At 39.8% G+C, this 24887-nt stretch carries 18 protein-coding genes and 1 pseudogene; 8 read left to right on the forward strand and 11 right to left on the reverse strand.

The genetic code is table 11. From position 1 onward, the window contains the following. Positions 1–35: 35 nt before the first annotated feature. From V7783_RS04710 to V7783_RS04720, 3 genes are all read right to left on the reverse strand, one after another. The gene (locus V7783_RS04710) at positions 36–206 is read right to left on the reverse strand and encodes a hypothetical protein (RefSeq protein ID WP_335677706.1); all 171 of its coding nucleotides are present in this window, start codon (positions 204–206) and stop codon (positions 36–38) included. Further along, positions 203–1060, reverse strand: coding sequence for a chitodextrinase (locus tag V7783_RS04715; RefSeq protein ID WP_335677707.1), 858 nt, complete (start codon positions 1058–1060; stop codon positions 203–205). Before V7783_RS04715 ends, V7783_RS04710 begins: the two co-directional genes overlap by 4 nt. A gap of 172 nt (positions 1061–1232) precedes the next feature. Beyond that, positions 1233–1397, reverse strand: coding sequence for a hypothetical protein (locus tag V7783_RS04720; RefSeq protein WP_335677708.1), 165 nt, complete (start codon positions 1395–1397; stop codon positions 1233–1235). Positions 1398–1721: 324 nt separating this feature from the next. Here V7783_RS04720 and V7783_RS04725 point away from each other — a divergent pair, with 324 nt between their 5' ends. Further along, positions 1722–3821 carry a TonB-dependent siderophore receptor gene (locus tag V7783_RS04725; protein WP_335677709.1) on the forward strand — a complete coding sequence of 700 codons (2100 nt, stop codon included), beginning with the start codon at positions 1722–1724 and terminating at the stop codon, positions 3819–3821. 600 nt (positions 3822–4421) lie between these two features. After that, positions 4422–5006, forward strand: coding sequence for a hypothetical protein (locus V7783_RS04730; RefSeq protein ID WP_335677710.1), 585 nt, complete (start codon positions 4422–4424; stop codon positions 5004–5006). A 194-nt stretch (positions 5007–5200) separates the two neighbouring features. Here V7783_RS04730 and V7783_RS04735 read toward each other — a convergent pair whose 3' ends face one another. Both V7783_RS04735 and V7783_RS04740 read right to left on the reverse strand, forming a co-directional pair. Next, entirely contained in the window at positions 5201–5581 is a 381-nt protein-coding gene (locus V7783_RS04735) for a hypothetical protein (protein ID WP_335677711.1), read from the reverse strand. A gap of 308 nt (positions 5582–5889) precedes the next feature. Then, positions 5890–7611, reverse strand: coding sequence for a DUF885 domain-containing protein (locus V7783_RS04740; protein WP_335677712.1), 1722 nt, complete (start codon positions 7609–7611; stop codon positions 5890–5892). 224 nt (positions 7612–7835) lie between these two features. Here V7783_RS04740 and V7783_RS04745 point away from each other — a divergent pair, with 224 nt between their 5' ends. Further along, a complete protein-coding gene (locus tag V7783_RS04745) occupies positions 7836–8855 on the forward strand; it encodes a metal-dependent hydrolase (protein ID WP_335677713.1) in 1020 nt (339 codons plus the stop codon). Between the two features lie 62 nt (positions 8856–8917). Here V7783_RS04745 and V7783_RS04750 read toward each other — a convergent pair whose 3' ends face one another. Then, entirely contained in the window at positions 8918–9724 is an 807-nt protein-coding gene (locus V7783_RS04750) for a DUF2306 domain-containing protein (RefSeq protein ID WP_335677714.1), read from the reverse strand. Positions 9725–9998: 274 nt separating this feature from the next. On the opposite strand from V7783_RS04750, the gene V7783_RS04755 reads away from it, so the two are divergent. Further along, positions 9999–11087, forward strand: a complete 1089-nt coding sequence (locus V7783_RS04755) for a helix-turn-helix domain-containing protein (RefSeq protein ID WP_335677715.1) — start codon at positions 9999–10001, stop codon at positions 11085–11087. Between the two features lie 45 nt (positions 11088–11132). Beyond that, positions 11133–11711 (forward strand): annotated as a pseudogene (locus V7783_RS04760) (acyl carrier protein phosphodiesterase); the annotation flags it as partial. 507 nt (positions 11712–12218) lie between these two features. Here the strand turns inward: V7783_RS04760 and V7783_RS04765 are convergent. The 3 genes from V7783_RS04765 to V7783_RS04775 form a co-directional block, all read right to left on the reverse strand. After that, the gene (locus V7783_RS04765; RefSeq protein WP_335677717.1) at positions 12219–12644 is read right to left on the reverse strand and encodes a hypothetical protein; all 426 of its coding nucleotides are present in this window, start codon (positions 12642–12644) and stop codon (positions 12219–12221) included. A gap of 17 nt (positions 12645–12661) precedes the next feature. After that, positions 12662–13441, reverse strand: coding sequence for a hypothetical protein (locus tag V7783_RS04770; protein ID WP_335677718.1), 780 nt, complete (start codon positions 13439–13441; stop codon positions 12662–12664). A 252-nt stretch (positions 13442–13693) separates the two neighbouring features. Continuing rightward, positions 13694–14002, reverse strand: a complete 309-nt coding sequence (locus V7783_RS04775; protein WP_335677719.1) for a hypothetical protein — start codon at positions 14000–14002, stop codon at positions 13694–13696. A 220-nt stretch (positions 14003–14222) separates the two neighbouring features. Between V7783_RS04775 and V7783_RS04780 the strand changes: the two genes are divergently transcribed. Further along, positions 14223–15455 carry a Vgb family protein gene (locus V7783_RS04780; RefSeq protein WP_335677720.1) on the forward strand — a complete coding sequence of 411 codons (1233 nt, stop codon included), beginning with the start codon at positions 14223–14225 and terminating at the stop codon, positions 15453–15455. 262 nt (positions 15456–15717) lie between these two features. On the opposite strand, the gene V7783_RS04785 is transcribed toward V7783_RS04780, so the two are convergent. Next, positions 15718–17841, reverse strand: coding sequence for a TonB-dependent receptor (locus V7783_RS04785; protein ID WP_335677721.1), 2124 nt, complete (start codon positions 17839–17841; stop codon positions 15718–15720). Positions 17842–18484: 643 nt separating this feature from the next. Beyond that, on the reverse strand, positions 18485–21070 hold the full coding sequence (locus V7783_RS04790; RefSeq protein ID WP_335677722.1) for a cellulose-binding domain-containing protein: 2586 nt from the start codon (positions 21068–21070) through the stop codon (positions 18485–18487). A gap of 448 nt (positions 21071–21518) precedes the next feature. Between V7783_RS04790 and V7783_RS04795 the strand changes: the two genes are divergently transcribed. Beyond that, positions 21519–23588 carry a TonB-dependent receptor gene (locus V7783_RS04795; protein WP_335677723.1) on the forward strand — a complete coding sequence of 690 codons (2070 nt, stop codon included), beginning with the start codon at positions 21519–21521 and terminating at the stop codon, positions 23586–23588. Then, positions 23588–24721: a PepSY-associated TM helix domain-containing protein gene (locus V7783_RS04800; protein WP_335677724.1), complete on the forward strand. Its 1134-nt coding sequence runs from the start codon at positions 23588–23590 to the stop codon at positions 24719–24721. The genes V7783_RS04795 and V7783_RS04800 overlap by 1 nt, the downstream gene beginning before the upstream one ends. Positions 24722–24887 lie beyond the last annotated feature (166 nt).

Genomic DNA, 24887 nt, shown 5'->3' on the forward strand with positions numbered 1-24887 from the left:
TAAGTACCAAAGGCTCACCAGTCAGAAAATTCCGACTAAACTGGCTGCAGCTTAGATTTATATTCAATATAACTTGTGAGCATTCCATTTACATGGAAAAAGCGTACATAGTCAACTTGCTTACTACAGTGTCTGTCAAGAGCTTGTAAGTTAGCAAATGCAGAGTATGAAAAAATAAAGGCCATAATTAAGGTATATTTTTTCATTTTTTAGCCCCTATCAAAGCTTCACAATGTTGATCAGCCAACCAGTGGAAAACAGGTTCAAAACGTAAAATATCTGCTATTTTATTTTGACTTTTCCGGTTCGTATAAGCTCGATCAATTGTATTGAAATACAATGATTTAGGATTTCTAAAAGTAGAGTGCTCATTTTGTAATTGCCTAGTACAGTAATTGATATTCATAATTCCAATAATGACTTGCCTGCCAATATCAGCATCTAAGTTTGGTATGCGCCCTTGCTCAATATCAATAACGAGTTGTAATGTTGAAGCTGTACCTAAACTAAAGGTGATGAGCTGCGGTGAATCAAACTTTTCATACACATAGCGCTCATAATCATCACGAATACCGTTGTCATTTTGATCAACACCGTCCAACGTTTTATAGTCGTCAGGGTGTTCCGGTGGTAAATCTGGGGTTAGGTAAAATAAATCTTTAATTTTTTGCCAACTACTGTGGGGTTTTGGCTCGTTATTCTCATTCCAATAGCGGGCAAGGAAGTCGTCAGTACCGTGTTTAACAAGGCTGCCAGCTTGATACACTTTGTTTGCTTGCCATTTTTCTATCACGGTATTTTGCAGCCAGATCCAGCCATCCCAATGCGGCTGGTTTTCTATCGGTTCAATACCTTTAACCCAAAAAGCGGCAATAAATAAGCTGTTGTTGTAAGTAACTACATCACCTGCGACATAAATTGAGCTGGCATTCCATTGTGGGTGGTTTGGTTGAATAGCAGCTAAATCAGTATTTTTTGATTCTGAGTTAAGCTGAAAAATGTTTACAGCGTAAGCGTGTGAACAAAAAAGTAAACTAACGATGATTATGCACTTAGTCATTGCAAATTCCTTTTGAATGATGTTGAGTTATTTTTTTTAAATTAAGTTCACTTTTTAGGTAAATGCAAGTGGAAAGTATTGAATATTATTACTGACTGTTATGAGGCGTTATAGTTGTAACTGATGAGGGCTAAACGCAGGGGTGGTATCAGATCTTGGCTAAATACAGCACCTAACCACAGCATTTCTCTACAGCATGGGGCAATACAAATGAGAGTGTTGCTACGCCAGCATCATTGCTAGTAACAGGCTTTTGAGCAGGGTCATTCACTAAGTCATTTATTACTTCAGCACTTTGTACTGCTTTGCCATTGCAGGTTATACGGTAGTTCACCATTGTATCTTTCTGAACTGAAAATACGTTGCCTATAGATAAAATTTGTAATTGCTGATTTTAAGTTTAGGGACTTCTGCCAGTGTGCCACGTAGGCAGCTAATGTAATGCAGGCTAGCTTAATATGTTCATCTTTTTCTAAATTGTAATTTAATAACTTTGTAATATTTGTTTTGACTGGGGTAGCGTTTTTTGTCTCGTTTGTATAGAATTCCAAATGATAACTATTATTGCCTACATGTTCAAATGCTTGCCTAGTAGGTTAAATTAAAAAAAATTTGAGCATAAACTTAATTGATTAAGTCACGCTAATACCTAAGAGGTAGAATGAATTTAATAAAAAGACACCAAATATCAGCCCTTACAATTGCAGTTTTAGCACCTTCTGTTTATGCAACTACAGCGTCACCAAGCATAGAAAAAATATCAGTTTCGGGCGTTAGGCAAGCCTTTCGTGGCGATGTGCCATTAAGCGAACAACCACAAAGTATTGAATTTATATCTGCTGAAAGCCTTGATGATGCAGGGGTGAGCACTCTGACTGATATATTCGATTTAACTCCTAGTATTTCTGAACAAAATGACTTTGGCGGGTTGTGGGAAAGCTTTGCAATACGCGGTTTAGTAGGCGATGAAAGTATTCCATCTGGCTTTTTAATTAATGGCTTTTCATCAGGTCGAAGCTTTAGTGGCACCCGCGATACCAGTAATATTAATTATGTAGAAGTGATGAAAGGCCCTGGCTCGGCACTTTATGGGCGCTCTGAGCCTGGTGGTACCATTAATATCATCACTAAAAAGCCGCAGTTTGAAGAGCAAGGGTATGTAAAAGTATCGGCCGGTAGCTGGCAAACTTATCGTGGTGAAGGTGACTACACCAATGCAATTACCGATCAACTCGCTTTTAGAGTAAACGGCGCAATTGAAGAAAGCGAAAGTTTTAGAGACTATCACGAGAATAAAAAAGCGGTGATAACGCCATCAATACTATGGTTAATCTCCGACACAACAAAGTTGAACTATGAGCTTGAGTATGTGGATCAAAGTGCGACATTTGACCGTGGTATTGTTGCAGTCGATGGGGATATAGATGCATTACCTATTGAGACTTTTTTAGGTGAACCAAATGATAAACCAACAGAAGTTGATGCGATTTCTCATCAATTAACTTTTGAACATCAAATTGGGCAATGGTCGCTTTTGAATGGTTTTAGTTATAGTGATTCTAAATTTATAAGTGAATCGAGCGATGCAGAACTAGCACCTAGCAGGCAAGTTTATTTTACTGATGGTGAAACATTGAGTCGGCAACATAACGAGCGTGATTTTCAAACTAAAAATATCTCTGCGCGTACAGAGCTTAGTGGTAGCGTAATAGCCGCTGGGTTTACCCACCACTTATTAATTGGTGCCGACGCCAGCAAGTTTGATTTTGATAAACTCTGGTACAGATACCGCCCTACGCTTGAAGATACGCGCTATGCAATCAATATGTATAACCCTGTGTATGGGCAAACAGCACCAGAGGGCACTCTTTTATATAACAGCACAGAAGTACAGCATAGTTACGGAGTTTATATTCAAGATCAAATAGACATCACTGAGCAATGGAAAATGCAAGTGGGCGGCCGTTATGATTGGTTTGATCAACAAATAGATAACCACATCAATCAAAGCCAGTCTAAGAGTGACCAAAGTACATTTAGCCCTCGGGTTGGTTTAGTGTACGCCTACTCAGACGACATACAATATTACACCAGTTACTCGGAAGGTTTTAGGCCAAACAGTGGCTACGATATAAATGGTGATGCATTTGAGCCGGAAGCAACAACCTCTTTTGAGGCGGGTATTAAATTTAGTACCGATGCTGTTAGTGGCAGCTTTACCGTATTTAGCGCGGAAAAAAGTAATATGCTAACCACAGATCTGCAAGCGGGTGTGTCGACTGCGTTAGGTGAAGTAACTAGCGAAGGGGTTGAGTTTGATTTACATGGTAATATTACTGACACTACTTCGTTTGATTTTGCATATACCTATACTGATGCCAAAACGGCAAACGACACCGTAAATACAGATTGGTGGGTAAAGCTGCCAAAAGGTAGCCCATTACTAGGCATTCCTAAGCACAGTGCAAATGCGCGCCTTAAAAGAGATTTAAATGACTTAATCGATTTAAATGCGAGCGTTGGTATAGCTGTTCAGTATGAAGGTGAGCGCTTAGGTGAAACCATTGATCCTACCTATTATTTACCTTCGTATACGCTGGTAAATTTGTTCGCAAATTACAATGTTAATGATGATGTGAGTATCCAGTTGAACGTTAATAACGTACTGGATAAAACCTATTATTCAAACTCTTACTCTGCAATTTGGACTCAACCAGGCGAGCCGGTAAATTATAAGCTGAGCTTAAAATATAGCTTTTAATTTATCTTAAAAAGCTTATTTAGCCGTAGGTCGGGCTTTAGCCTGAAAAGTTGTATAGGTATGGTTAATCGTGTTTTATTAAACTCGTTAACTCTGTTTTTAACTTTTGTCGGGATAAATCCGCGACCTACATTAGAAACCTTATTCAAGGTTTTTTCGCGCTGGCTTGGTGAGCCAAAACGAGGCTGCCGCTGACCCCTATCTGGACTCTGTAGGAGCTGGCTTTAGCCGCGAATGTTTTCCACCCGAGCATCACGCTATTAATAATGAAGTTGTAGTCATTTCAAAGCTCTTTTGATGAAGTTGTATAGCTTTTTAAATTAAACTCCTCTTTTAGGTAAACTCAAGTAGGAAGGGTTAAGTGTTTTAAGATTTTTCTAAATTTTTATGGTTAGCTTTCAAGATGAGTTTCACTAAGTATCGCAATTTTATTAGGTTATAAATAACATTTCGTGCGTGAAATAATTACAGAATCTAAGCTTCTTATTAATCGGTAGTTTATTTTTGAATATAAAAGAAGGTTGTTTAATTTATTTTGCATGATAATATTAACCGTATTAGGGACATGTGTAATAAGCACAAACATATAAGGATATAAATATGTTGAAAATGAAAAAAACTACTGTAGCTATTGTTTTAGCATCAGTTTCTTCAATAACACAAGCAGCTGTATTTGATGGGTCTTCTCATTGTTCGGAAGATGTCGTTTTTAAATCACAAGCTGTAAATAACTTAATCGCTTCACAAGGCGACCTTCCGGCACTCAAACAAATAGCTCTTGAAAAAGTAGGCTCTATAGAAAATGGCTACTTTATATTCGATCCTGAGTTTTCTCGTTCTGATCGCTATTTTAATTGCAACGTTCCTTTAAATAGTACTATTGGTCAGTTTGAATTGACAGTTCATGGTATTACAGAGGGTCTAACTGGCGCAAATGCTGGCTGTTCAATTTCACGTGTACGTAAAGTTAGTGACGGTGGAAAAGATAAGTGGTTTAAATTTAGTACTGGTAAAGGCTTTGATTGGGCTGATATTTCTAATAGCTCAATCGATTCAAAGCAGTTTGTATCTTATACAACAACACTTGATAACAATTATGAAAGAGACGCTGTGCTTACACTGAAATGCCGCACTACGTGGAAAGATGGCTCAATTGCGGTCGGTCAAATAGAAATTAATAATTAAACGAATACAAGTCCCTAATTATATGGCTTAGCATTATGACTAAGCCTTTCCTTAAAACTCTTTTATATTGATTAAAATCAATGATCCTCTATTCCTCAGTCTAGGCTGGTAATTTGTTTTTATTTTTGCAAGTCAATGTTTTATAAAAATACACAATTACCATAATACAAATCACGCCTCTAAACTTAAAACCTTTACTCAGCCTGCGCTTCAGTCCCGAGTTGGGCATCAATGTAGGCGAGCTCTTCGCTAAAAATACCACTAAAAAATGCATGTTGTTCAATCATTAAAGCGTCATTAGGTTGGGCTTTGTAGTCTTGCTGGCACCTGACAAGTTCGCTTGATATCCATTGGCATACGTCGGTTGCTGTATTTATTGCTGTTTTTAAAAACGATGACCATTTAATCTTTTGTAAATTAAAGCGATAGAGTGTTACAGCAATAAGGCTATATGCATGTTGCTCAGATGAGGGCGTGTTATCACTCTTTATTGTGTAACTATTTAGCAGCTTACTGCTGATAAGCGCTTGTTGCAGTGCGACTTGTTGTGGTTCACTTAGAAAAGTAGTGGTCATAACGTATTGGTGGCCTCTATCCGCTGGATTAAACGTGGCATTTAAACTGGAAGCTAGGCAAGGCGTTGGATGACTCATGCAATAGCGAAGAAATGCTGCAACAGTGATAGCAAATCAGGACTGACTCTTTACTGAATTAGTAAAATACAATTGTAATCGAAGAAGTGGTTTAGGTTCTAATTTGTGGTTTACTGTTGTGCTGGCCTATAGGTAAAAACAACTAATAAAAGGTCAGCCAACAACGATTACTTAATGGTTGTTGGCTGGTACTTATTACATAAATATGTATCAATCAAATGCAATGAGCGTTACTTTTTCTGTTGTGCTATCCAGTCGTTGATGACTTCCTCAAGCACAGCTATCGGCAGTGAGCCTTGGCCAATTACGGTGTCGTGAAAGCGACGAATGTCAAAATTAGCTCCAAGCTCTTTTTCTGCTTTTGCCCGGAGCTCGCGTATTTTTAACTCGCCCATTTTGTAAGAAAGCGCTTGAGCAGGCCATGATATATAACGATCAATTTGGTCTTCTACGGCACTTTGTGGCAATGCCGTGTACTCGTTTAAGTAGTTAATCGCGCGCTCTCGACTCCAGCCAAATGCGTGAATACCAGTATCAACAACTAGTCTGACTGCACGCCACATTTCGTAGCCTAAGCGGCCAAAGTCGCTGTATGGGTCTTGATAAAAACCGGCTTCTTTACCAAGACGCTCAGCATAGAGCCCCCAGCCTTCGCCAAATGCAGAGTGGTTCAATGTGCGTCTAAATTGCGGTACATCAAGCTCCATCGCTATCGCATTTTGTAAATGATGGCCCGGTATGGCTTCGTGCAAACTTAAGGCTTCTAAATTATATAGAGGTTGTAACGAAGGTGTTGAGGCTAAGAAGTAAGTGCCTGCTGAGCGATTATCTGCCGGTGGCATATAAAAAGCGCCTCGACTTGCAGAGTCTTTAATTGCGAAGGTGTTGCGCGGTAAATGGCTGAAATAAGCCGGCAATTTGCCATACATTTTTTGAGTAATGAAGGCCGCTTTTTCTAATAAATCTTGTTTGTCGGTGGCATAAAACTGCGGATCGGTGGCTAAAAATTTTAAGAAGTCAGCATATGTGCCTTTAAAATTCAGAGAGTCAATAATAGCCTGCATTTGGGCTTTAATACGTGCGACTTCCTGTAGACCTAACTCATGGATCTCTTTAGGTGTCGCTTGTGTCGTGGTGTAGTAATTTACTGCATATTGATAATATTCAAGCCCGCCTTTAATGCTCGAAATACCAGGCTTTGCCCTGCAGTTTGGCATGTAATCATCAACAAAAAAATCATAAAAATGTTGGTACGCAGGGATCACTTTATTGCTAATCAGCTTTTTTGCTTTTTCTTGATAAGCTGCCTTTTGCTGTTGGCTAAAGGTGTTGGGTATACGAGTGAACGGCTCGTACAAAGCACTATTTTTTGGATCTTTAACAATATGCGCACTGATGCTCTTGCCGTAGTTTTTAAAGGTGGTGCAATAGTGTGTGTAGCCGTGTTGTACACCTTCTTTCATCAAGCTTATGTTTTCTTGATTAAAGCGAGGGTAGTCGTCCAAACTGATTAAAAAGTTGTCGTAGTCGGCTGTGGTTAAAAACGCCATGTTTGCAGGAGCCTCAGCAAAGTAGGTGTGCCAGCCGCTTAAAAAGTTAACAGGAAAATACTTATCATATGACTGGTAGCTTTTTTGCTCGGTTTCGCGCTCATATTTAAACAGTCGATAATTCATTAACTGTGCTTTACTGAGAGATTGCGCGTCAATAGCGGCTAATTTTTGCAACACTTGTTTGTTATAGGCTTGGCGTTTTTGTATTGCTTGCTCAGTCCAATTAGCAAGTTTGCCATTGGGTTTCCAGCCATCTGGGTCGGTACGAAAAAATATTTTTTCACCTTGTGCATGCTGCCAGTGCTGATCAATTATATTTTTTAAATTGGTATTGTCATCAGCGTGGCTTAGCAATGAAAAAAGAGTTAAAGAAAGAGCCAAGAGGTTTATTTTATACATGTTTTTTCTCATAATTAGCAAGTTAGAGCTTTTATAAAGCAGTCGCGTAGGGTATTAGTTTTGCGTACTTTATAGCTAAAATTAGGGTATCAAATTAACGTTGTAAATGCGCTGGCTTTTTCAGCTAGAGCCAATTGAAAACTAATTACTTATTGAGATCGACATCGGTGATAAAGCCGTACAACATAGGCTAGCGGTTAAACTATTCTACAAAGGGGCTTTCATTGGATTCACTCACACAAGTTGTACTTGGTAGCGCAGTTGCTTATTCAGTATTAGGCAATAAGCTTGGCCGAAAATCGCTATTGGTTGGTGCGGCGTTTGGCACGTTACCTGACTTAGATGTGCTGATTAATTTTGGTGGCAATGTTGAGAACTTTGTTCAGCACCGTAGCTTTAGCCATTCTATTCTTGTGCAACTATTAATTAGCCCTTTGTTTGCATGGCTTTTACTTAAAATGAATTGGGCTAAAGGGGTGTCGTTAACGCGCTGGTCTATTGCTATATTTTTGATTTTGAGTACCCACGCCTTACTTGATAGTTTTACTGTTTATGGCACACAGTTACTGTGGCCGCTTTCGACATACCCGTTCGGTATTTCGAGTATATTTATAATTGACCCCGCTTATACTCTGCCACTTATAGTCTCGTGTATTGGGCTTTGTTTTGTGCGTACTAAGAATCAAGCTCAACGCATAAATACCTGCGCGTTAATTGTCAGTTCGCTTTATTTAACGTGGGGCTTAGCGGCAAAGTGGCATATCAACGAGAAGATTCATCAGGCGCTAAATAATCAGAACATTACATTTAAACACTTTGAAAGTATGCCTACCCCTCTTAATACCATGCTTTGGCGAGGGGTAGCCGTGACCGAACAAGGGCATTATGAGATTTATGCCTCTGTGTTTGATAACGTTACAAACGTTGATATGCAATTTTACCTCAGCGAAAACACGCTACTAGAAAAGCTTGTTGGTACAAAGCGGATAAGTTTACTGCAAAACTTCACTAAGGGGCTTTATGGCGTGTATCAACAAGACGAAAAAGTGATTATGAGTGATTTAAGAATGGGTCAAGAGGGCTATTACGTATTCTCGTTTGTGGTTGCCGAGAAAAACAACCAGCAATGGGCAGCAGGGAATTTTCAAAAACTGAATAACCGACTTCCGCTAGATAAGCTCGAACTAATTTTTTCGCGCATTACAGATCCTAGCGTTGATTTATCAGCTAAAGCCACTGATTAATAAAGTGGCTTTTGATTGGACGTTAATCAGAAATTCCCCCTTTTGAATAGAGGGGAGTATGTCTATAAGTTAACTATTGCCGGGAACCAGTTGGCTAACACGACCCCAAATAAACCCACTAGAAAAATAATGGCTATCATTACCATTAAGCTTGCGGTGGCGATTGTAATAACTTTATTCGTTGTACCTTCAGCATATCTTACCAGCTCAGCAATAAGCAAAGGGATCACGTAAGAGCAAATACTAACAGCTAACACGGTTGGGCCGGTGAAGGTTGTAGTATCGACTCCTAAAGTACCAAATATTAAGAACCAAGCAAAAATCATCAAGCGAAAAAATAATACCCCATTTGCCGCAAGATATAAGCGTGTTGCCCATATTTTGTGAAGGTTAATATTACGTTTTCTGGCAGCTATTACAGCTAATATACTTGATAAAATGACCACGCAACCGCCAAATATAGTTAACCCATGCATCAATGTGTTGCCAACAGTTCCTCTGGCGAGTATTAGGTAAATACCTGCCATCGAAATGGTGCAGGCTAATAGCACAAAAATACGGCCGTTATAACGGTGAAAGCGAGGGTGCTTTGTTCGTATAGCGGGGATTAATTGTAAGCTGCCGCCTATAATCATTACGATGGCTAATAATACATGTGCCGCATACATGACGTTTCCTGTTTCATCGTTAGCAACATAGGCGCTGCTATTTAGACGACTCCAACCAGATATTCCGCTAGTGACCCCTGTAAGCCCGTAGCCTAATGTGAGGTATATAACAAAGCAGGTCTGTGCCATCAGCAGGCATGTAAACCATATTTTTTTACTGCTATTAAGCAATGAATTTGGGTTAAGTTTGATTTTATTCATGTGTATTTTCTTTTTTCTTCATAAAACGAATAACGCAAATATAAAGGGCTTGCAGGGTGGTTTCTTATCAAATTTGAAATTTGAGTAACGATATATGGGTAATTTTTAGAATTAATTAACTTCTACAGACACATTCCCTAACAAAGTCTTTTTGCTAACTGAAAAGTTACTTTGTACTATGTTAACTAGGTAAGTTTATACGTCAGGTTAAAAGCGCACTGTTATGCAAAATACGTCTCCTTATTTTCTGCTAATTTTTGTTTGTATGAGTTTGATGCTTTTAAATGCGCTTAAAAAAGATAAGCAGCTGGTTCATTATTTATTTGTTATATTTTGTGGCTCGCTGTGTATGGTGGGGGCGCAAAAACTCAGTGCACCGAGCATTGGTGAATATCAGTATTTTATTGGCTTGTTTACTTGCGCAACGTGTAATGTTTCGTGGTTAATTTCACGGGCCTTATTTCGTGAACACAATCCTATTTCACGCAGGCATGTGGCCGTTGCTTCAGTTATCGCGCTTTTGATCATGTTTAATCAAACATGGCACTATTTAGTTAGCCTTGACCCGCAACCGCTTTCTAGCAGTCATATAATGTGGCGATTAAAACAAGGCATGAATGAAATAACAGGTTTACTTTCATCGTGCATTTTAGTGCTTTCTTTTTGGGAGTCGCTGAGAGGTTTCAATAGCAAAACACACGCTCAAAAAGTGCAGTCGGTGATTTTTGCTAGTGCGTACTTTTTAGCGGTTGTTAATGCCAGTATATTACCTGTATTTATATTTAGCCCCGCGGAGATTGCGCTATATAATCCGCTAATTATCACCTCTTCTGCGCTGTTAATTGTATTTGCAATGCACACGGTCATGACTCTTCAAGCAAGTAACTCAATCAAGCAAATGCAACTTCAAAATGGTGAGAATGAGGTTGGTTTTGATAGTGATGAAGTAAAGCATTCTAGTGATAGTAATCATCAAGAGCAAATACCACCCGAGTTGGTGGCTGGTATTTCTGAACTCATAAACGAACAGCAATTATTCTTACAAACGAACCTTAAAATTTCAGATTTTGCGCAAGCGCTGATGGTGCCGGAATATAAAATTAGCCGAGCGATTCGATATCATTATAAGGTTGCTAACTTTAATCTTTTTATAAATCAATATCGTGTAAATTATGCGAAAGAGTTATTAGCAAGTGAACAAGCTCGAGAATGGAGTATATTGAGCATTGCACTTGAGAGTGGCTTTTCGTCTCTTGCAACGTTTAATCGTGTGTTTAAAAGTATTGTGGGGAATATTCCCAATGAATATCGAAAACAAAATAGTGACTATCAAAGTCAGATCCTTGCAGGGCTGGTTGAGTAGATACTTATTGATTCTTAGTGACATACATTAGATCGTAGGACTGCCTTGAATTATTTGGCTCATCTTTATTTAGCAAAACCGACTGCCGACTCACATTTTGGGAATTTACTGGGAGATTTTGGTGGCCAACGGCAATTAAAACAGATACCCGCAACCGTTAAAAATGCGCTAGATAACCATTATTTAGTCGACAAATTCACTGATTCGCACTCACTTGTAAAAGAGGCTAAACAATATTTTTCACCACATCGCAAGCGTTTTGCTGGGGTAGCGGTTGATGTGTTGTTTGACCACTTTTTAATTAAGCATTGGCATATTTTTAATCAGCAACCACTCACTGATTTTAAGCAAACCAGTTATAAGCTTTTGGGTAAACGTATTCCAGTTATGCCAGCAAAAATGCAGCGCGTAGTTACCAGCATGATAGAAAACGATTGGTTTAAAGAGTACGAAACTGTTGAAGGGGTGGGATTGGCGCTTGATAATATTGCTGCGCGGATTCGTTTTACTAACACCTTTACTGGCGCTGCGGAAGATATTACCCGTCATTACACTGAATTAGATGCTATTTTTTTAGCATTCTTCCCTGAGTTAATTAAGCTTGACCTAGAGGGCTCTCAAAGGATAAATAAAGTTAGCTTAATAAGCATCAATACAGTCCCCTATAAGCAGGTTAGACTGATTATCGAGGTTGGTATCCTGAGTGTGACTAACTTTTCTTTATTGCCGATTTAACGAGTATAAAACTAATGTATAACAATAATGAAGACGCACCGAATAGCAATAAAGAAATGGACCAACCGAACGGACCTGTTTCGCATCCTGTATTGTACTTACAAGCAATTGAAAACGGATCTAAAATAAATTTATAGGAGAACCACATTGTAAACAAAGAAGTAGAAAGTAAAAAAGAGGCTATTAATAATTTTGATAATACTGAATTTAAAGCTTTTGGTTCAGATTGTTGCTGATTTTTTTTTATAATGTGTAAAATATAAAAACATCCAAAAGAGAATATAGTAATTACTAAACTATATAGTACATTAATTACTTTAGGACTAAGAATCGAAAGAAGAACACATACTGCAGCAATTAAGGTTATATAAATTAATTCTGATCGCAAAACTTTATTTACTCGCGAGCACTGCATGAAACAACCAGTTCACTACTTTCCCCAGAAGAAATAGAAAAATAAATATTCATTTTCTCGTTATCGTTAATTCTTGGAGAGCTTCTAACGCGAACTGTGTCTTTGTTCATTTGTGAAATGATTAACTCGAAAGAGCTAATCCATGGCTTTTGTCGGTCTGTTTGAATAACTGTTGCCGCTTTTGCCTTTACAACAATTTGATTGTTTTTATAAAGTAGCGCATATTTATTAATATTAGTGGATAGCTCAACTAAGTTACTTCTTAGAATATTGGAATCATTGTTTAAATAGCCCTCATTAATCAGCACACAACCAATATTATTTAAAGGAAAAGATTTCGAAAATGAATAATCACTAAATAGTAATAATGACAGCACTATAAAGGTATTAATTTTTTTAATAAGCATGATTGAAGCCAATAATGTTAAGGGTAGAAGATGCCTTTTCCTGGTCGAATATCGTTCGCAATTTGCCAACGAAGAATTTTTTCTAACTCCCAGCCTTTTCTACTTATTTCACCAATAGTTGCATCTTCTATTTCCCTTAAAATTAGACCAAGCTTTTCAGTAATACTAAAATGCTCATCTAATTTATCTAAAGAGTAAGCTACCGCAAGACCAATAAATATAGCTACAGCCAATGGCAGTGCAGCTATCGTAGTTGTTGTTCCTATTGCTACTGCTGCAACAGCCGCAGCTATACTAGATATACCTATTTTTATTAAGGATACAGCCATATCTGCTAGTAAGTTACTAAGTAATATTTCATCCTCTAGAATATGTTCAAGTATCACAATAGGAACAGTAAAGAAGATAGTTAGTCTTGCGCCTGAACGAACATGTTTTACGATAGCTGAGGTTTTACCTATCGCCATGTCAACGACACGGGCGTTTTGTGCTGTCTTAGTAAATATTGTTCTAAATTCAAGTTTGCCTTTGAAAATAATGTATTTCTCGCCTCGAATATACTTCTCATAAACTTGACCATTAACTCCAAGGTCACGAACCATTTGAATGAGAGTTCTGGTATCTAAAGCTGCTGATGCATTACCCGCGACAACTCTACTGTTGGATATCGCGCTATTTTTGGTGATTTTATCATGCATCTCTTCAAGTTCATGGGGCTTTAATAAATAAATTACTTGATGATTTTTGCGGATGGCTTCGACTAACTTTTTATTATCCTTAACTTGTGAGCTATTCATGTTTTATCCTTTTAACATTATATATTGATAAATGTACCTAATGTAGAGTTAAAAATCAAGAGTCAGATAGTGAGCCGGTTTATAACCTTTAGGTTAGATGAGCATAATTCATAAAGTTTGAAAGCGGATGGCTAAGGTAAACATTTTATTCCACTTTAGGCCAAGCTTTAGTCTTATAATAATGTTTCTATGACTGAATCGATTATAATTGTCACTATGTTAAAAAATATACGAAAATGACAAAAACCTGATTTAATCATCAGGCCCTTTGAGGGTAAATACCAAATGCTTGCGCATGTCTTTTAAAATCACGCCTTTTTTAAGCATCGCACCACTTAAGCGTTTTTGCCATTTTAAAAGCTCTGGCTCTGCGGCGGCTAGTGCCTGTTCATCTTCAAACTGAAAGCACATAAGTAACGAACCCGGAAATAAGTGGTACTCAACATCAAACCAGCATTGCAGCATACCTGGGAGTTCATTGCGGCCTTGTTCTTCTATTGTGTCGGCAACATTCAGTACAAGTGCTTGTTGCTTGATTTGCACGGCAGAGAGTTTTTTCATTGTTGTGGGTCCAAGTTAGAGGCTAAAAATGTAGCTTTAAAGGGGGATTATAACTGAGCTTTTAAACTGGCAACAGTATGATAAGACTTGTGTAGTAAATGATGTTCAGGTGTGGCAATAAGTTGTTAATAGTGACAGCGATTATCGCTTTTACGCATAAATCTCGTTGATGATACCTGTTTATACCCTATGCTTTAAATAATAAAAGCATGGGGGCGTTATGAGTAAGGATAAATCTGTAGTTAATAAATATGTAGCTGTAATGGCTCTATCGGGAGTATTAATTTCACCAGTATCTGTTTTGGCCAAAGAACCGAAGCAATTAGTTGAGCAGTTATGCAGTAGTTGCCATAGCCTTAAGAATCTCGAGCGCAGTACGGGTTACAGTCAAGAGCATTGGAAAACGCTTATTAGCTACATGGTTGATACAGGCTCAGACACGCAATTAACTCAAGATGTAAGTGCTTATCTAGCAGAACATTATCCAGTTAACGCTAAGCGTGAGTCAAAGGTTGTGGCTGGTGATATAAAGCTGCAGTTTAAATACTGGCAAGTGCCCACACTTGGGCAACGTGCGCGGGATCCCGTACAGGGTGAAAACGGCATTATATGGTGGGTTGGCCAATGGGGGAATATTCTAGGTAGGTTAAACCCTAAAACGGGTGATATGAAAGAGTACACATTGCCCAGCGGTACGTATGCACACAGTGTCTCACTTGATAAAAACCAGACCCCTTGGTTTTTAGGCAATAAAAATGGCACCGTTGGCTACTTAGATTTAGCAACGGAGCAGTTTAAAGTTTATAAAATGCCTGATAAAAAAGCCTGCGATCCGCATACCGGTGTGTTTGATGATGCTGGGACGTTTTGGTTTACCCTACAACACAGTAATATGATTGGTAAACTCAATCCTAAAAGTGGTGATATTAAATTAGTTACTTTACCAACCGCGGGCTCGCGGCCTTATGGTATCAAGCTTGATTCAAACGGTACTCCTTGGGTGTCGTGCAATGGCAGTAATTGTTTGATTAAGGTCGATAAAAGCTCTATGAAACTGACCGAAATTAAACTACCTGGCGCGAATACTCATACCCGCCGACTTGCCATAACGCCGGATGATATGGTTTTTTACGTTAATTCGGGCATGGGTAAACTGGGTCGCTATAACCCAAAAACGACTAAAATAACTCAGTGGGATAATCCCAGTGGCGAAGAGAGTCACCCGTATGCTATTGAGTATGCAGATAATGCAATTTGGTTTAACGAGTCAGCTAAGCGGCCTGAAACCTTAGTTAGGTTCGACCTTGCAACTGAAACCATGCAAAGCTGGCAAATACCCAGTAAAGAGGGGGTATACTCGGGCTTAATAAGGCATATGCGAATGGGTAATAATGGGCTTATTATTCATCAAACAGCAACCAATCAGTTAGCTGAGATTACCTGGAGCAAATAATTTTACGATATTACTGACCAACCTATATGTAGACTCCTTTTGCTGTTCAGCTTTTGGGGTTTACACTGTTAAATAATTAACAGCATTCGCTTGCTAGCTAGTCACTTACCCTCAAAATTAGTTTAACTTTTATAAAGCTTAGTTATGTGTTGCTCAAAGCTTTTTAGCTAAACAACTACATTACTTATTAAACAAACCCCCGCATGTAAATGCGGGGGGGGGGGATTTTTGTTGTTAATTTAATCTTGTGGCTAAGCGTTTTTTAAAAACGCGCTCTTACGCCAAGGCTAACTGAGCGGCCAGGAAGAGGGGCTTCGTCTTTTAAATATGATGAATGCACTCGTGCTTCTTGGTCTGTTAGGTTATCGGCCTTTAAATACACTGTCATATCAACCTTCCCTAAATCAATATAGTAGTTGGCAGCAGCTGATACCATGGTATAGCCATCGGTTGGTGTTTCGTTAGCGGCTATCTTATTTTGTTTACTGTTGCGAATGACTTCAACTTCAGTGTGCCAGTTACCATACTCATAATGCAGTGATGAACCAACGCGTAAAGGTGGAATGCGTGGTACGTTTCCACCTTTATCCAACTTCGCACGGGTATAATCCGAAAACACATCTAATCGCCACTGTTCGTTTAAGTGCCAGTCTACTTGTGCTTCAAACCCATAGAGCTTTGCGTCTTGTTGGGCAAAGAGTACAACAGGTAAACCGTCGGTTTCTTCGTCAGAGCCTACGCCGTTGTTTAGTTGTTGTTGATAATCTTGCGCCGTAATAAACTCACCATCACTGAGCACAAGGTTGCTTACATCTTCGTATATGTAGTCATTCACTTGGTTTTGGAACAGGCTTAAGCTTGCATTCCAGTTATCAGCATTATAGCGATATGTAGCGTCTAAGTTGTTTGATACTTCTTTATCCATACTCTGGGCAACTTGAGCTACTGAGTAAGTACCATCATTGTTATTAACAACATCAAAAGCACCGCCTACTTCATATGTACCTGATCCTATGTGTGGGCCATAGGCATAAATTTCAGATGAAGAAGGCGCGCGTTGTGAGTATGCATAATTAAAGGCTAATGAGTGCTTATCCGTAAGACTCCAAACTACTCCAGCAGAACCAGATACTGCGGTATAATCTTGGTCTTCAAAAGATATACTGTTATCAACTGCTAGCTCATCAAAAAACTGGTTGTTTACTTTATGGGTAAGCTGTTCGACTCGTGTGCCAATTTGCCATAGTAAAGCACCTGTTTGCTTTTCTTCCATGACAAATGCCGCTAGGCTGTCTGTTTTTGTTGGTGGGGTAAAGGCTTCTTCGCCAATCGCTTCAAAGTCACTGTTGTTGTAATGCAAACCAACGATGCCGTGCCAGCCATATACCGCGCTGTGCTCTGCCCACAGCCTAGACTCGATACTTTCATTCTTAAACGTGGTGCCTATTTCTGTGCCTTCTATTTCTGAGTGCTGGTAATCAGTATATGCATTTTGCCAATGCACTGATTTTATAAAACCGTCAAGGTTATTCCAATCAACGACGCCTTGATAGCGGTCTTGTTTTAATTTAATAAATACGCCATCTTCACCTGGTAAACCGTATTCTGAATCCATTGAGCCATAAGCAAAAGCTACGCGTGTATCGTCAGTTATCCAGCCAGCACCTAAATTATAGCCATGTGCATCGATTGCTGAGTTTGAGAGTTTAGTGCTACCGCCATCTTCATTTATATCAGCAGGGACAGGTATTTTATAGTCACCGGTATTACGATTGTAGGCATCAATATGAACAGCAAAGTCACCTGATCCAGCATTTAAATCTGTGGATGTTGTTTTTGAATCTGCTACGTTATCGTACTGAGCAAATACCTCTCCACTAATACCTTGTTGTCTTTCTACAGGTAGGCGATTATCAACCACATTAACCACGCCGCCAATAGCACCGCTGCCATAAAGTAAGGTGGCTGGTCCGCGTAATACTTCAATTTGTGTTGCTGTTGATGTTTCCGTTGATACTTGGTGATCGGGACCAACGCGCGAGGCATCAGATGCACCTAATCCGTTTTGTACAACCTTGATTCGAGGTCCATCTAATCCTCTGATAATTGGACTGCTGGCAACAGGTCCAAAATAAGAGCTGTGTACGCCGGGTACATTTTTCAAGGTTTCGCCTAAGGTTGCGGCTTGGTGTTGATCAAGTTCTTCGCCACTTAAAATAGATACAGGTGTACTTGATTGAAGTACGGTACGTTTGATTGGGGATGCAGTAATAACAATTTTTTCTAAATCGCTTTCATCTTTTTGAATTTGTTTCTCTGCTGCCATAGCATGTGAACTGATAGCAGTTAATACCGCTAAAACTAATGGTGAATACTTAATTTTCATTATTTTATCTCTAAAATTTGCACTAAAACGGGCTGTTTGCCTGATGACAAACAGTCTGTGTAAAACGATTTTTAATAGTAAATTTTAAAGCGTACTCGGTGGATCGCGGTTTCCAGTGGTTACAACTGATCCGCCAAATAAAGAGGGCAGAACAGTTAAAACAGCACCGTATAGGTTTGTTTCAGGTTCAAAAACGCTGGCGGTAGGGGATAAAAAATCGTCAAAATCAAACGAATTTATGCAGAGTTGGCATTCAGTGCTATTTTGCACTGCGTGCACGGTTGAGTGCCACGGTGAAAAAACACTAAACAGCAGCAAACACACCATTAAATATTTTAAGAGTGTTTTATTATGTCTGAGCGAGTGTAAATTCATGTATTTCATTAGGTGATAGTATAACGTTGTTTTTTTTACAATGTCGAGGGAAGATATGATGAAATGTAAAAAACTGCAATTTAACCTATTTGTAAGTAGTCTTGAAGACGACCTTGCTGTGGTTTTTGAGTACCAACAAAAGGCTATAAATGGGTCATGCGATATTAGATATAACTCTCAAAGTCAGGGAAGGATAAATAAATATGCCCGCTAATTTTTAATTAGCGGGCATATTATTGTGTTGTTGTGGGATTGTTTAATGTTTCGCTTAAAGCGGGTTTAACCCCAGCTTTTGTAGTACTAGTTTAAAGTTAGCGCGGCGCTCTTCAATCGCGTGTACTTCACCACTCACTGGGCAATGATCATCAGGGCAACCACGGTTTACAATACCAGATACCGCATCCACAAAGGCGGTGCCTTGTAAGCCACCATCCACATAGTTTTTCAGCTCTGTGTAGTAGTCCCAACCGGCGTATGGGCCACCTGTATTGTCATAGGCTTGTACTGAATTAACCCAGAAGAATAAACCGGCAATCCACTTAATTTCTTTATGTTCTTCTGAGCTACAAACCAGTCCTGGGTTTGAACATAAATCTAAGTCTGCGTATAGCGGGCTTTCTGGTGCAGCTGCAACAGTTACGCCGTCAATGGTTGTGCCAATGGTATCAGGGTCAACATGTGAGCGGCCAACAAAGTGATTTAAAGTACCGAAGTTTTGACGGCCTGTGGTTTGAATTACACCACGACCCCACCAGCCACAGCCTTGCACACTTTCATCACTACCATCCCAAATAAAGCTGCCGGCTTTTTGACCTACGTATTGCTTACATTCGTCGCGCTCGTAAACTTGTTTAGAGGTATCGATAGCGGTTGGTACGGTATTACAGTGGCCGGCATTGGTCCAACGACCTACTTTGCCATTAACTAATAAACCTTGCTCTGCAAGTACGGCATCGGGAGCCACAAATATGGGGGCTGGTGCGCCATACCATTTAGCATGTGTGGTGGCTGTTTGCTCCATCTTTTCATCGCGTGGGCATGAGTATGGATGATCGTTTCCTGAAACCGGATTAGTACCGTAATCAGCATATTTTTGCCCTAATTGACCACAGCTGGCGGTCATTGGGTAGTCGACGGCTGCGCCGTATTTTACCTCTGACCAATTGTTCTCATCACAGGCATCGAAACGTATGGTTTCTTGCATGCTTTGTGATAAAAACGCTGCAATAGCTACTTTAGCGTAAATAGCATTGGTGGCATCGTCTGCTGAGCTGTCAATTAGCCAGAACTTTTCGCCAGCAACACCCACGTTATGCATTGAGTTTAAGCCCGTTAAAAAGTCAGCCCATTTATAAATAGTTGAAGGAACCCAAGTTGAATTGGGGGTTTCATACAAGAAGACTTCACTGTCCATCACTGTTTCAGCATTAGTTAAATCACTGTTCAATGATGCGATACTAGTTAGAGATGAGACATTAGCAGGTGTACCAACATAATAAAGAGGCACAGGGCTGCTCTGATAGCTGGCTATTTTATTTGTTAAATCAGTGCTGTCAGTATCAAATAAGATAGCAAATAGATTACTGTGCGCGGCTTTGCGGATATTACTTTCGCCTAAAGTGTTACCCATAAAGTAAGTTGCAGCCTGTGCAGTAGGTACTGATGACAGCATCGCCGGTGCTTGTACAAAATCGGTTACTTGTTTTACGTATTCAAGGGCGTTATGCCATTGATCGCTAGTTAAGCTTGCGGAGCTACTTGATTTAGTAAAGGCAATAAAATCTGCTTTAGATGCACCTTTATACAGCGATAAGGTATCAAGTAAGTCAGCTGTATCCTTTGACGCTGCATTCCATACTGAGCGCTTACCTGAATGAGTATCAAAAGCAAAGTCACCAATGCTTAATGACCAACCAAAAGTCGCATTAGGTGCGATTGCTGTCATGATTAAGTTTTGTGCCTGCGCCCAACCCATGGCGTCATCGGTTAAGGCGTCAATGTCGGCAACGTTGATACTGCCGCTTTTATTTGTTGTTGCTAAGGCATCAGTTAAAGCTTGTTTAACACTTATCGTCCCTAAAGAGACGCCTTTATCTAAGGTAATATTATCAAGAACATTGCTTTGTAGAATGATAGATGTAGTGCCAGCTTGTGCAGCTTGGCCAATGGCAGCAACAAAATCATTAGTAAGTTTAGTGATATCCGCTAAATCAGCACTGCTAATTAGATTAACGCTAAGATGAGCTGGCGCCGAAGATGCTGGGCTTGCAACCACAAAGTCACTAGGCCAACCAGGCATTTCTAAATTAACCGGATCATTGGCATTGGGTAATGAAAGCAGTGGTGCTGTGCCTTGTTCAGTACCGTCGCAATTTACTTGCCAGTTCCAGGTGTCATCGCTACCTGGGCGTGAAGATGTTTCCCATTTAGCGGTGTAAGCGATATATTCATCATTCACCAGTGTATCGCCAGCTTTAGCGACAGTACCTTGGCTCCAAATACTGTAGTCTTTACATATCTCACCTAGTTTCGGGTCTGTTGGAATGGTGGGATCTGTAGGGTCAGTTGGATCCGTAGGATCTCCACATTGATGTTCGAAGGCCCAACTACCATCACTCCCTGGAATTGAATTTGTATACCACTTCGCTTTGTAAGCACTGTTTTCATGCTGCATTAAATCCCCTGCGTTGGCGTGGCTAGGGCTGCCTTGCCAATCTAATTGTGGGAAGTCTGGGTAAGTGTTTATGCCGTCACAACTCGCTGCAAACGCGTTGCTTGAAATAACAGCGCTAGTAGCAAGTGATACAGCAATAAACGTTTTACTGGGTTTAAACCCAATCAGGTGGCTCTTCATTTTTACTTTCCTTACTTTAATTTTTTAGGGCAACGTTAGCGAGTTGGACACTCAGTTTTAAGTAACTTTTAGTTATCATTTATTTAACATTTAACCAAAGCTAGCACGCAGTTGACAACGCTGTCAAATGCCTTGAAAAATAAAATTAAGCTGGCTTATGCTAGGTTTTAAGTGCTGCTAAATCTTATTTCATTGATATTTAATGATTAATTTATCTATATTTGGTACGAAAACGGAGGTGATTAAAAAATTATTTTGTGAACAAATGTTAATTATTTCGTAAGTTTAATTTTATGACTTTAACTGTTTATGCGTTACTCGTGATGCTTAGTTATCTTTGCTGTAAATGAAGGCTGCGACAATATGTCACACCCTGTGAAACGTGCTTAGCTTGTATAATATTACGAATAAATTTTAATACTATCCTATGTTTATATTCGGAGTTGTCATGGCACAGCAATTTTTGCCTGTTGTTACTGTTCTTTCTTTACTCGTTACCTATTCAGCAAATGCACACGTCCAGCCGCAGGCAAAGTCTAATCCAACTAAAAAATTAGGAGACACCAGTTTTGTTGTGGGCGATACAATTAGTGTTGTTGGCACACGATTCATAGACAGCTCCAGAGCACTTACTTCTGTTGATAGAATGTCGGCAGAGGTCGCTCAAAATACCGATTTTGATTATGCATGGCAGTTAGTGGGTAAAATGCCTGGTGTTATGTTGACTGAGTTTAATCAAGGCACTACCAGCGGCAAGTTGTCGTTTCGGGGCTTTAACGGTGAAGGCTCTGTGAATGCAATTAAGCTGTTAATTGATGGCATTCCTGCCAACACTAATGATGGCATTCCTGCCAACACTAATGATGGCAATATGCCGTTCATTGACATGATTTTCCCTATTGAAATAGATGCGGTAGAAGTTATACGTGGTACTAATGATCCCCGTTATGGGCTGAATAATATTGCCGGTAATGTCGCATTTGCAACCCGTAGTGGTGGCAATTATATAGATGGTCGTCTAACTGCTGGCAGTTTTGGTGCGTATCAAGGAGAAGCTGCATTAGGCATTGAAAGCGACAAGTTTAAACAAAATTACGCAATAGGTTATCGTGAAAAAGAGGGCTATCGTGATCATTCAGCGCTTGATAAAAAAAGTATCTCAGGAAAGTGGGGGTATGATATTTCAAGCGATACAGAGGTCACTGCAAGTGCTCGTCATTATGAAGCGAACGCTGAAGAACCTGGTTATTTAACCGCAGATGTTGCTTACTCAACACCTGATGTTAGCAATGCCTACAATGAAACAGATAAAGATTCCCGCAGCATCAGCCAATACAGTTTAGGGTTAGAGAGCCAGTTAGCTGAAGAAACTCATTTTAATGCCCTTACTTGGTTAAATGAATATGAAGACGACCGGTTTGTTAAATTTTCAGCGCAAGCCTCGCAGCAAAACCGTTTTAGTAAAGAGAAACACTATGGTGCAAGCACATCGTTAACTTATACGCCTAAAGTCGCTGCTTTGAATACGCTTTTGTTTGAAGTAGGAGCAAGTATAGAGAAACAAGATGTGGTAACAAAACGGTATTTAACCGACGAGCGAGTGATTGTTGAGCAAACACGTGATCAAAACTTTGATCTGTCAGTACAAGGGCTTTATGTACAAACTATGATTGAGCCGACTAAGTGGTTACGTATTACGCCAGCTTTACGGGTTGATTGGATCGATGGTGGGTTTTATAACGCGTTAACCGACGAGCATGCTGAAATTAACGATTATGGCGCAATTAAGCAGCCAAAATTATCGCTCGCAATTATGCCTGCTGAACAACTAACCATTTTTGCTAACTGGGGGAAAACGTATCAGATTGGCACAAACTCTGGTGCTTATTTGATTGGTGCGAGGCAAAATGATCTAGACCCTTCAATGAACGAAGGGCTGGAATCTGGTGTGAAATGGAAGCCAAGTCGAGATAGTGAAATACGGATTGCTTTATGGCAGCAAACAGCGACTGGTGAATTTAAGCGTAAATTGAATGATCCGCTCGGGGATTTTGATAATTTAGGGGCAACTAAACGCAAAGGTGTTGATGTTCAAGCATCGTGGAATCCTACCAATAAACTTTCGTTATGGGGCGCACTTGCGTGGCAGCAAGCTAAAATAGACACCCCTGATCCAAGTACACCAGAGTATGCAGGTAATGATATTGATCATATTCCTAATCGCTTATTCACCGCAGGAATAGATTACCAGTTCACTAGTCAATTAAATCTGGCTGCAACACTGCGTGCGCAATCTGATTACGAATTAACACCAAGTAATAGTCAAGGACGCTATGGTGATTTTACTCAATTAGGCTTAAAAGCAAGGTATGAAGTTAACTCGGCGCTGATGTTAAGTGCACAAATTGATAATTTAACCGATGAATATTACGAATATGTTTGGTGGGATGGCTCGCAAACATTGCATAGTCCAGGACAAGGTCGTGCTGTATCTGCTGCCATCAAGTTTAAGTATTAATGCATAAGCAACGTCTGACATGGCGTAAACTTGCAAGGCGCGTGCACCTTTGGTTAGGGCTGAGCGTTGGCATTGTTTTTGTGATGCTATGCTTGTCTGGGGCTGTATTGGTTTATTACCCGCAAATTGATACTTGGCTACACCCCGAACTTGCAAGCTCAGTGCAGCAACCAGCGGATTATAATGCGGCACTTAGCACTTTACGCACACAATACCCTGATAAATTGGGGCCGTGGCGTTTTGAAGTAACACCTGAGCAGCAATTTATTCCGGCGCGGTATTATAACCCGCAGGAAACACAAGGGCAGGGATTTGCTCCTATGATGGTGTGGCTGTCAGCCGATGGCAATAAATTGCTTAGGCAGTCATTTTGGGGGGATTACTTAGTTACTTGGTTATATAACCTCCATTTTGCTTTATTACTCGGTAGCACAGGAACCATTATTGTCGGTTACCTTGGCCTTGGCTGCGTACTGTTATTGCTCAGTGGCTTAATTGCATGGTGGCCAAAGCCAGGCTTTTGGATCAAGCAATTACGTTTTAAACGCCGAGCGGCTTTGTTAGGGCTTTTATACGATTGGCATAAAACCATTGGTTTACTGGCATTGTTGCCGTTACTTGTTGTTACGCTCACAGGTGTAATGCTTGCTTTGCCTAAAGAGACCAATGCTATTTTGGGGTGGACGCTTGATGAAGTTACAACGGCTAATAGACCCACAGCAACAATAACGTTTCAGCAGCCACAAATCAGTGTTAGTCAGGCTGTCAACATAGCACAAACAAAACTGCCAAATGCACGCCTTGCATGGATAGAAACCCCTAGCGTAAACCAAGGCTATTATCGATTACGTATGCAAGTAGCCGGCGATAAATCAACTCGCTTTCCGCATAGTTATATTGATATTAACCCGCACTCAGGTGAGGTGGTTAAGCTATTTGATCTTAACCAGCAAGGAATAAGTAACCAAGTCAAAAACTGGTTACATCCACTACACAATGGCAGTGTTGGCGGTACGGCGCTGAAAATACTGTGGATTATCGTATCATTGGCAAGCTTAGCATTAGCTTGGCTAGGGTGTTACCGCTGGTATTTGCGCATAACAATGGCAAAGTCAAAATCAACTAAACCGTAACGAGCTGTTGCAAAATCAAGCTGCTTAATGCTGCTTTTTTGTTCGCCAGTGATTTGGCATTTTAGTTTATAATTGCATTCACAGTTTGTTAAAAATAGTGTTATATTTGTGTTTTACATTAAAAGTAATAAAATAATACAAATCAAAATTAACAATCAGGTTGAGT

It is taken from the genome of Pseudoalteromonas sp. (assembly GCF_036960685.1).
In the GTDB taxonomy this organism is placed as follows: domain Bacteria; phylum Pseudomonadota; class Gammaproteobacteria; order Enterobacterales; family Alteromonadaceae; genus Pseudoalteromonas.

What these genes read in the sequence shown, in the direction of transcription:
- V7783_RS04795 (WP_335677723.1), top strand. Translation starts at nt 21,519, where the DNA reads ATGGCACAGCAATTTTTGCCTGTTGTTACTGTTCTTTCTTTACTCGTT.
- V7783_RS04735 (WP_335677711.1), bottom strand. Translation starts at nt 5,581, where the DNA reads ATGACCACTACTTTTCTAAGTGAACCACAACAAGTCGCACTGCAACAA.
- V7783_RS04755 (WP_335677715.1), top strand. Translation starts at nt 9,999, where the DNA reads ATGCTTTTAAATGCGCTTAAAAAAGATAAGCAGCTGGTTCATTATTTA.
- V7783_RS04790 (WP_335677722.1), bottom strand. Translation starts at nt 21,070, where the DNA reads ATGAAGAGCCACCTGATTGGGTTTAAACCCAGTAAAACGTTTATTGCT.
- V7783_RS04730 (WP_335677710.1), top strand. Translation starts at nt 4,422, where the DNA reads ATGTTGAAAATGAAAAAAACTACTGTAGCTATTGTTTTAGCATCAGTT.
- V7783_RS04765 (WP_335677717.1), bottom strand. Translation starts at nt 12,644, where the DNA reads ATGCTTATTAAAAAAATTAATACCTTTATAGTGCTGTCATTATTACTA.
- V7783_RS04725 (WP_335677709.1), top strand. Translation starts at nt 1,722, where the DNA reads ATGAATTTAATAAAAAGACACCAAATATCAGCCCTTACAATTGCAGTT.
- V7783_RS04775 (WP_335677719.1), bottom strand. Translation starts at nt 14,002, where the DNA reads ATGAAAAAACTCTCTGCCGTGCAAATCAAGCAACAAGCACTTGTACTG.
- V7783_RS04720 (WP_335677708.1), bottom strand. Translation starts at nt 1,397, where the DNA reads ATGGTGAACTACCGTATAACCTGCAATGGCAAAGCAGTACAAAGTGCT.
- V7783_RS04740 (WP_335677712.1), bottom strand. Translation starts at nt 7,611, where the DNA reads ATGTATAAAATAAACCTCTTGGCTCTTTCTTTAACTCTTTTTTCATTG.
- V7783_RS04785 (WP_335677721.1), bottom strand. Translation starts at nt 17,841, where the DNA reads ATGAAAATTAAGTATTCACCATTAGTTTTAGCGGTATTAACTGCTATC.
- V7783_RS04770 (WP_335677718.1), bottom strand. Translation starts at nt 13,441, where the DNA reads ATGAATAGCTCACAAGTTAAGGATAATAAAAAGTTAGTCGAAGCCATC.
- V7783_RS04800 (WP_335677724.1), top strand. Translation starts at nt 23,588, where the DNA reads ATGCATAAGCAACGTCTGACATGGCGTAAACTTGCAAGGCGCGTGCAC.
- V7783_RS04710 (WP_335677706.1), bottom strand. Translation starts at nt 206, where the DNA reads ATGAAAAAATATACCTTAATTATGGCCTTTATTTTTTCATACTCTGCA.
- V7783_RS04750 (WP_335677714.1), bottom strand. Translation starts at nt 9,724, where the DNA reads ATGAATAAAATCAAACTTAACCCAAATTCATTGCTTAATAGCAGTAAA.
- V7783_RS04780 (WP_335677720.1), top strand. Translation starts at nt 14,223, where the DNA reads ATGAGTAAGGATAAATCTGTAGTTAATAAATATGTAGCTGTAATGGCT.
- V7783_RS04715 (WP_335677707.1), bottom strand. Translation starts at nt 1,060, where the DNA reads ATGACTAAGTGCATAATCATCGTTAGTTTACTTTTTTGTTCACACGCT.